The sequence below is a fragment of the Protofrankia symbiont of Coriaria ruscifolia genome (assembly GCF_900634745.1).
GTDB classification, from domain to species: Bacteria; Actinomycetota; Actinomycetes; order Frankiales; family Frankiaceae; genus Protofrankia; species Protofrankia californiensis.
In genome coordinates, this window is the sequence record NZ_CAAAFR010000047.1 from 1 (window position 1) to 12,983 (window position 12,983).

The 12,983-nt window shown below is 68.1% G+C and carries 10 protein-coding genes and 2 tRNA genes; 8 read left to right on the top strand and 4 right to left on the bottom strand.

From position 1 onward, the window contains the following. Both CV1CTNOD_RS24525 and CV1CTNOD_RS07235 read left to right on the top strand, forming a co-directional pair. On the top strand, positions 1–877 hold an 877-nt coding region (locus tag CV1CTNOD_RS24525), incomplete at its 5' end, for an ABC transporter permease (RefSeq protein WP_165485362.1). 280 nt (positions 878–1,157) lie between these two features. Then, positions 1,158–1,706: an Hsp20/alpha crystallin family protein gene (locus CV1CTNOD_RS07235; protein WP_131785384.1), complete on the top strand. Its 549-nt coding sequence runs from the start codon at positions 1,158–1,160 to the stop codon at positions 1,704–1,706. Positions 1,707–1,768: 62 nt separating this feature from the next. Here the strand turns inward: CV1CTNOD_RS07235 and CV1CTNOD_RS07240 are convergent, their stop codons facing one another. Beyond that, a complete protein-coding gene (locus tag CV1CTNOD_RS07240) occupies positions 1,769–2,779 on the bottom strand; it encodes an exodeoxyribonuclease III (RefSeq protein ID WP_131785385.1) in 1,011 nt (336 codons plus the stop codon). 156 nt (positions 2,780–2,935) lie between these two features. Between CV1CTNOD_RS07240 and CV1CTNOD_RS07245 the strand changes: the two genes are divergently transcribed. Together CV1CTNOD_RS07245 and CV1CTNOD_RS07250 are read left to right on the top strand one after the other, a co-directional pair. Beyond that, positions 2,936–3,265 carry a hypothetical protein gene (locus CV1CTNOD_RS07245; RefSeq protein WP_131785386.1) on the top strand — a complete coding sequence of 110 codons (330 nt, stop codon included), beginning with the start codon at positions 2,936–2,938 and terminating at the stop codon, positions 3,263–3,265. A gap of 512 nt (positions 3,266–3,777) precedes the next feature. Next, a complete protein-coding gene (locus CV1CTNOD_RS07250) occupies positions 3,778–4,386 on the top strand; it encodes an NADAR family protein (RefSeq protein WP_131785387.1) in 609 nt (202 codons plus the stop codon). A 472-nt stretch (positions 4,387–4,858) separates the two neighbouring features. Here the strand turns inward: CV1CTNOD_RS07250 and CV1CTNOD_RS07255 are convergent, their stop codons facing one another. The 3 genes from CV1CTNOD_RS07255 to CV1CTNOD_RS07265 all read right to left on the bottom strand — a co-directional run bounded on the left by CV1CTNOD_RS07255 (position 4,859) and on the right by CV1CTNOD_RS07265 (position 9,283). Beyond that, positions 4,859–7,360, bottom strand: coding sequence for a DEAD/DEAH box helicase (locus CV1CTNOD_RS07255; protein ID WP_131785388.1), 2,502 nt, complete (start codon positions 7,358–7,360; stop codon positions 4,859–4,861). A gap of 185 nt (positions 7,361–7,545) precedes the next feature. Further along, positions 7,546–9,186 (bottom strand): ABC-F family ATP-binding cassette domain-containing protein, encoded by a 1,641-nt coding sequence (locus CV1CTNOD_RS07260; protein WP_131785389.1) that lies wholly within the window; start codon positions 9,184–9,186, stop codon positions 7,546–7,548. A 23-nt stretch (positions 9,187–9,209) separates the two neighbouring features. Continuing rightward, positions 9,210–9,283, bottom strand: a tRNA-Gly gene (locus CV1CTNOD_RS07265). 46 nt (positions 9,284–9,329) lie between these two features. On the opposite strand from CV1CTNOD_RS07265, the gene CV1CTNOD_RS07270 reads away from it, so the two are divergent. The 4 genes from CV1CTNOD_RS07270 to CV1CTNOD_RS07285 all read left to right on the top strand — a co-directional run bounded on the left by CV1CTNOD_RS07270 (position 9,330) and on the right by CV1CTNOD_RS07285 (position 12,680). Beyond that, a tRNA-Pro gene (locus CV1CTNOD_RS07270) sits at positions 9,330–9,402 on the top strand. Between the two features lie 56 nt (positions 9,403–9,458). After that, on the top strand, positions 9,459–10,970 hold the full coding sequence (tig, locus tag CV1CTNOD_RS07275; RefSeq protein WP_131785390.1) for a trigger factor: 1,512 nt from the start codon (positions 9,459–9,461) through the stop codon (positions 10,968–10,970). A gap of 253 nt (positions 10,971–11,223) precedes the next feature. Further along, the gene (locus CV1CTNOD_RS07280; RefSeq protein ID WP_131765988.1) at positions 11,224–11,859 is read left to right on the top strand and encodes an ATP-dependent Clp protease proteolytic subunit; all 636 of its coding nucleotides are present in this window, start codon (positions 11,224–11,226) and stop codon (positions 11,857–11,859) included. 149 nt (positions 11,860–12,008) lie between these two features. Continuing rightward, positions 12,009–12,680, top strand: coding sequence for an ATP-dependent Clp protease proteolytic subunit (locus CV1CTNOD_RS07285; RefSeq protein ID WP_131785391.1), 672 nt, complete (start codon positions 12,009–12,011; stop codon positions 12,678–12,680). Positions 12,681–12,983 lie beyond the last annotated feature (303 nt).

Genomic DNA, 12,983 nt, shown 5'->3' on the forward strand with positions numbered 1-12,983 from the left:
GGACCTGCCCCCGGACCCGGTCGGCAGCCGGGCCGGTAACGCCGCCCCGCCCCGGCCTTCGACAGCATCGGCCCCGTTGCCTGCCGTGGCCGCCGCCGCACCCGCCGGTCATCCGGCTGCCGACACCTTCGGTAACGCCCTGCGCTCCGAGTGGACGAAGCTGTGGACCGTCAGGTCCACGTACTGGACACTGTTCGCGGCCTTCGCCATCACCATCGGCCTGGCCGCGGTCGTGTGCGGAGCAACCGCCAACCAGGGCGGGGACGTCGGCGGGGAACCAGCCGCGCTCAGCCTCAGTGGAATCTTCATGGCCCAGATCGCACTGGGCGCTCTCGGCGTTCTCGTGATCAGCTCGGAGTACGGCAGCGGGATGATCCGGACGACCTTCGCGGCCGTCCCGAACCGGCTGGTCGTGCTTGCGGCGAAGGCCGTGGTCTTCGCGGGTGTGGTGATGGCCGGCTCGTTCGTCGCCTGCTTTATCGCCTTTGTGCTCGGTCAGCGACTGCTGCATTCGACCGGCCAGCAGGCCTCGCTCGGTGATCCGGAAATGTTCAGGATCATCCTCGGTGCCACCGCCTATCTCACGCTGATCGGGCTGATCGGGCTGGGGCTCGCGGCCGCGATCCGCCATACCGCGGGAGCTCTGGGCGTCCTGTTCGGCGTCATGGTGGTGCTGCAGATCGCCGTTCAGTTCCTGCCCGGGGGCCTGCAGGAAAACATCCTGCCCTACCTGCCCGCGATGATGGCGGTCTCGGTCGTCACCGTGAATCCTCCGGCTATGAGCCTGTCCGCCGGGGGAAGTATCGCGATGCTCGGCGTCTATGCGGCAATCGTGCTGCTTCTCGGGGCATGGTCGATGGTCGCGCGGGACGCCTGATCGGGTGGCATCCGGATTATGACCTCCCCTGGGCAGGCGTGCCGTTGAGGGCAGACCCTCGCATGCCGTCCAGTGCAGGTCTGGTGCCGGCTCCGGGCGCCCAGTGTGTGGATCAGCGGTCCGACGGGTTCGCTGTGACGTCGGGAACCAGACTGCTTCGCTAACCGTTCATAAGTCTGAGTCTGTTAGACTCAACAATTCTGAGACGATCCCAAGCCGGTGATGTTAGTCGTCGGTTAGTGGTTGGCCGGGGCAGGGGTCGAACCTGGAAGGAGTAGCCATGAGCACCTACCTGTGGGAGCCGTTCGCCGCGTTCGGGCGTCTGGACCGGGAGTTCCACGAGATCGTCCAGCGTAGCTGGGATGCCTCCGACCGGCCGCGGATGCCCCGCGTTGGTTTCGCCCCAGTAGCCGATGTGGTTATCGACGGCAATGATGTTGTCGTCCACCTCGAGCTTCCCGGTGCCGACATCGACAAGGACGTCGCGGTCGAGCTGGAGCGTGGCCGGCTCGTCATCCGCGGGGAGCGCGCGGACAGCCGCGAGAACGACAACGGTCGCGTCGTCGTGCGGGAACGCCGGTACGGGGCCTTCCACCGTGAGTTCACCCTGCCAGAGGGGGTAGGCGCCGACCAGATCTCCGCGACCTACGACAAGGGCGTGCTGTCGGTCCGGCTCGCGGGTGCGCTCGCGTCTGCCTACGGGACACGCATCCCGGTTATCCCGGGCACCTTCTCGGCCCTGGCGGATGCCGAGTCGTCCGAGACGTCGGACAGCCGGCCGTCCGAGCCGGTGCAGGCGGTCGAGGCCGAGGGGATGCCGGGCCGCTGACCACGGCGGCCACGCGTCGCCCGGTGGTGCCGGATCGGTCCACGGCACCACCGGGGCCTGCCCTACCTCGGCCGGTCAGTCCGTCTGCGTATCTGCTGTACCTGCTCTCCCGTGTTCTGGGTATCTGCGTCCGCGGCATCGGTGCCGGCATCGGTTCCGGTTCCGGTGCGGCTGGCCGCCGCGTCCGGCTTCGCTGCCGTCCTCCCCGGTTTTCCTGTTGTGCGGCCGCGGGCGGCGGCCGCCCGCGGCGCGGATGGCGGCGGGACCATCGGACCGATGTCGCCATCCGGTGCCTCGTCGAGGTCGACGACCACGGGCGCGTGGTCAGAGGTGCCCGTCCCCTTGCGGGCCTGCCGGTCGACCCACACCGCGCGTACCCGGTCGACCAGGTTCCCGCTGGCGAGGAGGAGATCGATGCGCATGCCCATGTTCTTCGGGAACATCAGCGCCCGATAGTCCCAGTAGGTGAACACCTGGTCGTCCGGCCAGCGCTTGCGCATGACGTCGACCAGGCCGAGGTCGGTCAGCTCCCGCAGTGCCCGCCGCTCGGCGTCGGTGACGTGCGTGGCACCGACGAAGGCGGACGGGTCCCAGACGTCGGCGTCGGTCGCGGCGATGTTGAAGTCGCCGCAAGCGATCACCGGAGCGGTCGTGAGGGCCTTTTCGACGGATGCGTGGAGCGCGGCGAGCCAGCTGAGCTTGTAGGCGTAGTGCGGATCGTCGATCGCGCGTCCGTTCGGCACGTACAGCGACCAGATCCGGATGCCGCCGCAGGTTGCGGCGAGCGCCCGCGGTTCGGGCTCGGGGAATCCCGGGCCGTCCACGAGACCGGGCTCGACGTCGTCGAGGCCGGCCCGTGAGAAGATCGCTACGCCGTTCCAGCGTCCGTCGCCGTGGTGGGCGACGCGGTAACCGCGCCGGAAGAGGTCCTCGTCGAAAAGCTCGAGGAAGGCCTCGTCGGACAGTTTGGTCTCCTGCAGGCACACGACGTCCGGCTGGACCCGGTCCAGCCATTCGATCAAGCGGGCCTGCCGCGCCTTCGCTGAGTTGATGTTCCAGGTTGCCACCCGCACACCATCCGACGTTAGTCTGCCGGCGCTGCTGCCGACGACAGCGGTGTCCGCAAACCGACTGTTGCCGATCGGTGTGACCGGCTGGGATGGTGCCTTGTGGGCGATAGCGTCATCAGGTGTCGGCGGCTCGCCGAATGCCCGGAGGGAGACCGGACCATGCCAACCATGGCTCGCAACCGTGCCCGGCGTGTCCGGCTGGTCGGCCCGGCCGTCACCACCGCGGTGGTCATCGGCCTGGTCGGTTGTGGCGCGGTGTCCGAGGAGACCAGACAGGCCGGCACCGATGCACTCTGCTCGCAGATCGACGCCCGGTCGGCGGACGTCCGTTCGAGCGCGGACGCGGCCCGGCTGGTCGCCCTGACGATCCGCGACCTTGCACCGGACGAGAACGCCCGTCAGCTTGCCGGCCGTGTGTCGCAGAGCCCCGGAGAGCTTGCGCTCCGGGGGCAGCTCGCCGATTGGATCGACAACAAGTGCTCACGGTGACCGGTCGATCGCAAGAGTCCGACTGACGAGGGTGCGACCGGGAACAGAACCGGGGACACAGTGGTGCGAACCGGGTGTTCAGGACGGCCCGGGCGGTCCTTGTCTCAGACGGCTCCAGGGGTCCTGCCGGCCGGGTCTTTCTGGCGAAGGTCTTGCAGATGCAGCTTTCATGTGATTTGCAAATAGTGGCCCTTTTTCTCCCTTTGGCACCACAGGAACCTGTATCACGACAGCCGCCACCACAGCGATCGGCACCACAACGATCAGCCGACGATCCCGCCGGACGTCGTGCCGTCCCCACACCCGAACGTCGTCCCCGGCGCCGTCACGGGCAGGCGCGGCCGCATCCTGGTGACGATCGGGGAAGGGAACAACGCGCCGGCCGCTCAGCCCGGCGTCACAACTGACTGGTTCCGCCGCCTTCGTGCGGGATACCGGTGGCGGCGAGGATCAGGTCGCTTTGCTGGGGCGAACGCTGTTGAAGGTCAGGCTGCTCGTGCGACCATCAGGCCGTGACCACATCGGCGAGCGCGTCCCAAGTCGAGGACCTGGTCCTGCTGGAGCAGGCCGGGCAAGAACTGGATCTTCTGTTCTTCTGGGGTCACCGGTCACCGCGCGGTGGTGCCCGCGGTGTCGGTACGGGATGTCTGAGCCAGTGGTGGCCGTCCGCCTTCACCGTGGACGGGCTGCGCTACCCGACGGCCGAGCACTTCATGATGGAACGCAAGGCCCGGTTATTCGGTGACCTTGTTGCCGCGCGAGGAGTTCTTGCCACCTCGGATCCCGCCGCCGCGAAAAAATACGGACGGCAGGTACGCGGCTTCGACGAGACAGTGTGGAACGAACACTGCTTCGACATTGTGGTCCAAGGTAACGCGGCGAAGTTCACTCAGCATCCGTCGCTGCGCAACTACCTGCTCGGCACGGGGGATCGTGTACTCGTCGAGGCGAGCCCGTTGGACCGGGTGTGGGGGATCGGCCTGGCCGCCGACGACAGCCGTGCCCACCGGCCTTCGGCATGGCCCGGACGCAATCTGCTCGGCTTCGCGCTCATGCGCGTCCGGGCCATGCTGCGTGACTCTGCGGCGGGCATACCCGGACAAGCAGGCAGACTCGGGTAAGGAAGCGCTGCTCACTCTCCCTTCACCCACCACCCCTCCCACTGCCCGCGGGTGGCGCGGGGCCGGACGTCTGCGCCACTGTGCCCGGATGCCTACCCCGCCTGGCCGTGTTCGGCGCGAGGATCAATACCAGATCGGGATGGTCAACGAAGTTGTGGAGCATCCTGAGAAGCGCGATACGCATGAACAGCTGTGCAAGTTCCCCCGACCGTGCTGACGGATCATGTTCGAACTCCTGCTGCACGCGCTCGGCGACGGGCGGAGCAAACAACGGGAACACCCACAGTATGGCCGCGCCAAGCCACGTGGACCGCTGCCCTGCCCTTCCCAATCCAGGAAGCTTATTCAGAACCTCTAGCTCAGGTGATCTAGATCATGCATCGTCACAGGTCGGAGCGTCGCTACAGATCTTGATCGGGGAGTTCTGAATAACTCTCGGGGGACTTTCCGTAGGCTCAGGTCCTCGGGTCGCTCAGAGCTGGTCGACGGCGGTGACGCGCAGGACGGCGCTGCCGGCCTCGTCGGAGGCGGCGAGGTCGACCTCGGCGCTGATGCCCCAGTCGTGGTCGCCGGCCGGATCGGCGAATATCTGCCGCAGCGTCCAGCGCCCCGGCTCGGTGTCGATGATCAGAAATCCGGGGCCGCGGGCGTCGGGGCCGGTGCCGATCTCGTCGTGGAGGTCGAAGTACAGCCGCAGGGCCTGCTCCCACCGGTCGGCGTCCCAGCCTGCGTCGGCGTCGAGCGCGCCGAGATCGTCATAGTGCCGCAGCGCCGCCAGTTCCACCCGCCGGAACAGCGCGTTGCGGACGAGCACCCGGAACGCGCGGACGTTGGCGGTCACCGCCGGGGGCTGGGAGTCGATTCGAACGGGCGGGCCATCCGGTGTCGGGTTGCGCAGCTGCTCCCACTCGTCCAGCAGGCTGGAGTCGACCTGGCGGACCAGTTCCCCCAGCCACTCGGTGAGATCGGTCAGCTCCTCGGTCCTGGCCTCCTCGGGGACGGTCTGCCGCAGGGCCTTGTAGGCGTCGGCCAGGTAGCGCAGCAGCAGCCCCTCGGAGCGGGCCAGGCCGTAGAACCCGATGTACTCGACGAAGGTCATGGCCCGCTCGTACATGTCCCGCACCACCGACTTGGGCGCGAGTTCGTGGTCGGCGACCCACGGGTGGCCGCGCCGATATATCGCGAACGCGGCGCCGAGGAGTTCGTCCAGCGGTTTGGGATAGGTGACCGTCTCCAGCAGTTCGAGGCGCTGTTCGTACTCGACGCCGTCCGCCTTCATCTGGGCGACGGCCTCGCCACGGGCCTTGAACTGCTGGGCGGACAGGACCTGACGAGGGTTGTCCAGGGTGGCCTCAAGGATCGACAGGACGTCCAGCGCGTAGCCGGGTGAGTCGCGGTCGAGCAGCTCCAGAGCGGCCAGGGCGAAGGGGGACAGCGGCTGGTTGAGGGCGAAGCCGAGCTGCAGGTCGACCGTGAGGCGGACGGTGCGGCCGGCCGCGTCCGGCACGGCAAGTTTTTCCACGACTCCGGCGGCGAGCAGCGCCCGGTAGATGGCGATGGCCCGGCGGATGTGCCGGCGCTGGGCGGGCCGGGTCTCGTGGTTGTCGGTGAGCAGACGGCACATGCCGGCGAAGGCGTCACCCGGCCGGTTGATCACGTTGAGGAGCATGGAGTGGCTGACGGCGAAGCTCGACGTCAGGGGTTCGGGCTCGGCGGCCACGAGCCGTTCGAAGGTTGCCGTGCCCCAGGAGACGAACCCTTCCGGGGGCTTCTTGCGGACGATCTTCCGCCGCTTCCTGGGGTCGTCCCCGGCTTTGGCCAGAGCACGCTCGTTCTCCACGACGTGCTCGGGCGCCTGCACGACGACCGTGCCGACGGTGTCGTAGCCGGCGCGGCCGGCACGCCCGGCGATCTGGTGGAACTCCCGGGCGCCGAGGTGGCGCGTCCGCGTTCCGTCGTACTTGGACAGGGCGGTGAACACGACCGTACGGATCGGCACGTTGATCCCGACGCCGAGGGTGTCGGTGCCACAAATGATCTTCAGGAGTCCTTCCTGGGCGAGCAGCTCCACCAGCCTGCGGTACTTCGGGAGCATGCCGGCGTGGTGGACGCCGATGCCGTGCCGAACCAGGCGGGACAGGGTCCGGCCGAACCCGGCGGTGAACCGGAATCCGCCGATCGTCTTGGCGATGGCGTCCTTCTCCGCACGGCTGCACACGTTGATGCTCATCAGCGACTGGGCGCGTTCCAGCGCCGACGCCTGGGTGAAGTGGACGACGTAGACCGGTGCCTGGTGGGTGCTCAGCAGCTCTTCCAGCGTCTCGTGCAGCGCAGTGGTCACGTAGCGGTGGAACAGCGGTACCGGGCGTTGCGCGGACCGGACGACGGCGGTCGGCCGGCCGGTCCGGCGAGTCAGATCCTCCTCGAAGCGGCGGACGTCACCGAGGGTGGCCGACATGAGGACGAACTGCGTGTCCGCGAGCTCGAGCAGCGGCACCTGCCACGCCCAGCCGCGGTCGGGATCGGCGTAGAAGTGGAACTCGTCCATCACGACCTGCCCCACCTGGGCGGCCGCTGCGTCCCGCAGGGCGATGTTGGCCAGGATCTCGGCGGTGCAGCAGATGACGGGGGCGGTCTCGTTGACGCCGGCGTCCCCGGTCATCATCCCCACACTCCCCGGGCCGAACGTGGCGCACAGGGCGAAGAACTTCTCCGACACCAGCGCCTTGATGGGCGCGGTGTAGAAGCTGCGCCGGCCGTGGGCCATCGCGGCGAAGTGGGCGCCGGTGGCCACGAGGCTCTTGCCGGACCCGGTTGGGGTGGCCACGATGACGTTGGATCCGGACACCACCTCGATGAGCGCCTCGGACTGGGCGGGGTAGAGGGTCAGACCCTGTCCCTGCGTCCACGCGGTGAACGCGTCGAAGATGCTGTCGGGATCGGGGTGCGCGGGCAGCTGGTCGGCGAGCGTCATGATAGGTCCGATCGTGCCTGACGAACTGTGTCCGGCAAACTCCTCCGCCCGATCGCCGGCTGCGGGACGGACCACGGGACCGCCGGGTCGTGGGCGTGGTCCCGCCCCGTTCGCTGCTCGGACGCCGTTGTTCAGCGGCTTTCCGGTCGGCTCGCCCGGCTGGTCAGCTTGGCTCGCCCGGCCGGTCAGCTCGTCTCGGTGACCTGGCCGGCCTCGACCTGCCAGCGGCGGGTGGTGTGAACCGCGCTCAGCATCCGACGGTCGTGGGTCACCAGGACCAGCGTCCCGGGGTAACCGGCGAGAGCTTCTTCCAGCTGTTCGATCGCGGGCAGGTCGAGGTGGTTCGTCGGCTCGTCCAGGACCAGCAGGTTGACCCCGCGGGCCTGCAGCAGGGCGAGAGCAGCCCGGGTGCGTTCACCTGGCGACAGGGTGGCGGCGGCTCGCCTCATGTGGTCCGCGCGCAGGCCGAACTTGGCCAGCAGGGTCCGCAGGTCGGCGGTGACCATGTCGGGCAGCAGTCGGGCGAGGACGTCGAGAACCGAGCCGTCGACCGCGAACAGCTCGCGAGCCTGGTCGATCTCGCCGACCAGCACCCCCGGCCCGAGTGCGGCCTGGCCGTGCTCGGGCGGGATCCGGCCGAGCATCGTGGCGAGCAGCGTGGACTTGCCGGATCCGTTCGGTCCGGTGATGGTCACCCGGTCGCCCCAGTCGATCTGTGCGGTGACCGGCCCCAAGGTGAATTCGCCGCGGCGGACCACCGCGGCGGTCAGCGCCGCCGCCACGGCACCGGATCGCGGTGCCGCGGCGATGTGCATCCGCAGCTCCCACTCCTTGCGGGGTTCGGCGACGACCTCAAGGCGTTCGATCAGGCGTTCGGTCTGCCGGGTCTTGGCGGCCTGCTTCTCGGACGTCTCGGCGCGCAGGTTACGGCCGATCTTGTCGTTGTCGCTGGACTTGCGCCGGGCGTTGCGCACCCCCTTGTCCATCCAGGACCGTTGGGTCCGGGCCCGGTCGCTCAGCGCGTCACGGCGCTGCGCGTACTCCTCGTAGGCTTCGCGGGTGTGCCTGCGGGCCACCGCGCGCTCATCGAGGTATGCCTGGTAGCCACCCCCGAAGAAGCCGACCTGTTGTTGAGCGAGGTCCAGTTCGCAGACGCCGGTGACGGTGCGGGCGAGAAACTCCCGGTCATGACTGACCACCACCACACCCGCCCGCAAACCGCTGACGAACTCCTCCAGGCGGGCCAGGCCGTCCAGATCGAGGTCGTTGGTGGGCTCGTCGAGCAGGAAGACGTCGAACCTGCTCAGCAGCAGGGCGGCGAGCCCCGCTCGGGCCGCCTGGCCGCCCGACAGCGCGGTCATCCGGGCGTCCAGGTCGATCGCGAGCCCGATGTCCGCTGCCACCGCCGCCGCGCGCTCGTCGAAGTCGGCGGCACCCAGGGCCAGCCAGTGTTCCAGCGCCTCCGTGTAGCCGTCGTCCGAGCCGGGTTCCTGCCGGGACAGCGCGTCGGAGGTGTCGTCGAGCCGGCGCTGGGCCTGCGCAACGCCGGTGCGCCGGGCGAGGAAACCGTGCACCGTCTCACCGGGACGCCGGTCGGGTTCCTGCGCGAGGTAGCCCACCGACGCCGTCGGCGGGCGTAGCCGCACCGTGCCGTGCGCAGGAGCGGCCAGGCCCGCCAGCAGGCGGAGCAACGTGGACTTGCCCGCACCGTTCGCGCCGACCAGCCCGATGACCTCAGCCGGGCCGAGGACGAGATCCAGCTGGCTGAACAGCTGCCGTCCGCCGTATCCGGCGGCCAGGCCTTTGGCGACGAGGGTAGCGCTCACGGACATGAACGCTACCGCTGCTGTGGAGCGGGTGACCGGGATCGAACCGGCATGGCCAGCTTGGAAGGCTGGGGCTCTGCCATTGAGCTACACCCGCGAGGCATCGTAGAGACTCTACCCCGTAGGATGGAGGAGCAACGCCACGGGGCGTAGCGTAGTGGCTAGCGCGCCTGCTTTGGGTGCAGGAGATCGGGAGTTCGAGTCTCCCCGCCCCGACCGGTAATCTCGGCGCGTCCATCCGATCCACCGCCGCATCAGGAGTTAGCCGCGCCGTGAAGGCCACTAAGGAAACCCTTAGCCCCACCCGGGTCAAGCTGACCGTCGAGGTGCCCTTCGACGAGCTCAAGTCGTCTGTCGACGCCGCCTACCGCAAACTCGCGCGGGACGTCCGGGTTTCCGGCTTCCGGCCGGGCAAGGTACCTCCGCGCATCCTCGACCAGCGTCTCGGACGGGGGACGATCCTCGAGGAGGCCATCAACAGCGCCCTGCCCCGGTTCTACACCGACGCCGTGCGCCAGGAGGAGGTCGACGTCCTGTCGCCTCCCGAGGTGGGCATCAGCTCGTTCTCCGACGGTGCCCCGCTGGTGTTCACCGCTGAGGTGGACGTCCGGCCGGACATCGCCCTGCCCGACTACGACGGTCTCGAGGTCACCGTCGATGCGACCGAGGTCACCGAGGAGCAGCTCCAGTCCCAGCTGACGACGCTGCGGGAGCGGTTCGCCGTCCTCAAGCCCGTGGAGCGTCCGGTACAGGCCGGTGATTTCATCTCGCTCGACCTGTCCGCGACCGTCGACGGTGAGGCCGTCGAGGGTGCCGACGCCACCGGCATGTCGTACGAGGTCGGGAGCGGTGATCTCGTCGACGGTCTTGACGAGGCGGTGACCGGCGCGTCCGAGGGCGAGAGCCGGACGTTCCAGACCGAGCTGCTCGCCGGTGAGTACGCCGGGAGCTCAACCGAGGTCACGGTAACCATCCGTGGCGTCAAGGAGCGTGAGCTTCCTGAGCTGGACGACGACTTCGCGACAACCGCCAGCGAATTCGACTCGCTGGAGGAGCTGCTCGAGGACGTCCGTGAGCGCCTTGACCGGGGCGCCAGGCTCAACCAGTTCAATCAGGCACGGGAGCGCATCCTCGACAGCCTGATCGAGTGGATCGACGTGCCGGTACCGGAATCGGTCCTCGACAGCGAGGTCGAGGCCCGTGAGCACCGTCTCTTCCGCGAGCTCGAGCGGCTGGGCCTCGACCGTGACTCCTATCTGGAGTCGCTCGGCCAGACCGAGCAGGAATACCGCGACGAGTTGCGGCAGCTGGCCGCAAAGGCGTTGCGGTCCCAGTTCATCCTGGATACCGTGATCAACGCCGAGCAGATCGGTGTCGAACAGGGCGAGCTGATGGAGCAGGTGATCGGCCGGGCGCAGCGCGCGGGCCTGAGTCCGGAGGTCTTTGCCCAGCAGATCTCCCAGGGCGAGGGGCTCGCCTCGATCATGGCGGACACCCTGCGTGGCAAGGCCCTCAACTTCCTGCTGGAGCAGGTGAAGGTCGTCGACGCCGAGGGTAACGCGGTGGAGCTGGCACTGCCTCGCCGGCCGGAAGCGGCGGCCGAGGCCGATGATGCCGAGGCTGATGATGAGGCCGAGGGGGTCGAAGAGGGTGCGGTGGCGGCATCCGCCGATGCCGGCGGCAGCGACGCCCGCGGTGCCGCCGCGAGCGACACCGCCACTGACACCGACGGCAGCGACGCGGTGGCCGGCGACGTTTCGGTCAGTCCCGCGCCCAACGCCTGACCATCCTGGCACTCACCGTCGCCGGGTGGATGAGGATCTTCCGGGCTGCTGCCCGGGTCCTCATCCACCCGACATCCACCTGACCGGTATTCGTATTACACCTGAATGTCCGAATTAAGATGATTTCGGACTGGCTCGTCCTCACGCCTAGCGCGAACATCGAGCATGAACTCCCGGAACCGCCGCGGGTCACAGATAGTGTCGAGCCGGTCAGATCAACCGCCGCCAGTGCGAGGAAGCCAAGGAGCTAACCGTGAGTGATATCGCAGCCCCGAGTTTGGCCGTCCCGCAGCTGCGCTCGCCGGGGCAGGGTGGGGTCGGTTTCGACGAGCAGGTCTTCAACCGTCTGCTGCGCGAACGGATCATTTTCCTGGGTTCGGTGGTCGAGGACCAGATCGCCAACACGATCTGTGCCCAGCTGCTGCTGCTCAACGCCGAGGATCCGAATCGGGACATCTTCCTGTACATCAATTCTCCCGGTGGTTCGGTCAGTGCCGGCATGGCGATCTACGACACCATGCAGTACGTCGAAAACGACGTTGCGACGGTGGCTCTCGGTCTCGCCGCATCGATGGGCCAGTTCCTCCTGTGCGCAGGCGCGGCGGGCAAGCGCTACTCGCTTCCGCACACAAAGATCATGATGCACCAGCCCTCCGGTGGTATCGGCGGTACCGCCTCCGACATCGCGATCCAGGCCGAGCAGATGCTCTACACCAAGCGGACGATGCAGGAGCGGATCGCGTTCCACACCGGCCAGCCCATCGAGCAGATCGAGCGGGACTCCGACCGCGATCGTTGGTTCACGGCCGAGGAGGCCAGGGACTATGGGTTCGTCGACCATGTCGTCTCGCAGGCCCGCCAGGTTCCCAGCGAGAGCTCGGTCAGCTAGCCAGTCGAGCTGGGGCCGGTCTGGTGGATCTTCAATCGTGCGAATCGACCGCTATCCACCGGACTGGCCCGAAGAGCGCGCGGGACGCTTGGCCCGCACCGTCGACATCGGCCACCGATCATCACAAGCCGTCGCGGAGGCACTCAGACATGAACCAGCCGATCACCGGTCAGGGCGGGAACAGCCGCCAGCCCGTCAGCCGATACGTCCTTCCGCGGGTCATCGAAAAGACCAGCCGCGGCGAGATCGCTCTCGATCCGTACGAGAAGCTCCTGCGTGAGCGCATCATCTTCCTGGGTGTGCCGATCGACGACACGTCCGCCAACGACGTGATGGCGCAGCTTCTGTTCCTGGAGTCCGAGGATCCCGATCGCGATATTTCGATCTACATCAATTCGCCGGGCGGGTCCTTCACCTCGTTGACAGCCATCTACGACACGATGCAGTTCGTCCGGCCCGACATCCAGACGATCTGCATGGGGCAGGCGGCCTCGGCCGCGGCGGTGCTGCTCACCGCCGGCACCCCCGGCAAGCGCTTCGGGCTGGAGAACAGCCGCATCCTGGTGCACCAGCCGTCCGGGCAGGGTGAGGGCCAGTCCAGCGACATCGAGATCCAGGCGCGGGAGATCCTGCGGATGCGCTCGTTGCTGGAGCGGATGCTTGCCCGGCACACCGGCCACACCGAGGAGGAGATCCGCCGGGACATCGAGCGCGACAAGATATTCAGCGCGGCCGAGGCCAAGGAGTACGGGCTGATCGACGAGGTCATCTCGACGCGTAAGTCCTCCCGGCTGACGGCCGCTTCGTCAGTCGCTCGTTAGCGACCGGCGGAGCGTGGCAAAAGCATGATCGCGCCGCCTTTGGCCTGCAGCACCCACCTTTGGCCTGCAGCACCCAAGGGATCCGGCTCTTCCGGACTCACCGGACCGGCTTTGCCGGTCCGGTGAGGGGTCCAGGGCGCGGAAGGCGCATGATCGTGTTGTCCGCGGGGGTGTTCGGGGCTGCTTCCCCGCGGTGCCAGGTGGGTATCGAGCAGTGGGTAGTCAGATGGGTGACCGGCCGGTGGGATGGGTGCCGCGTCCCGCGGCGTCCACAGATTCAATCCGTACGGCGTGGACGTGCCG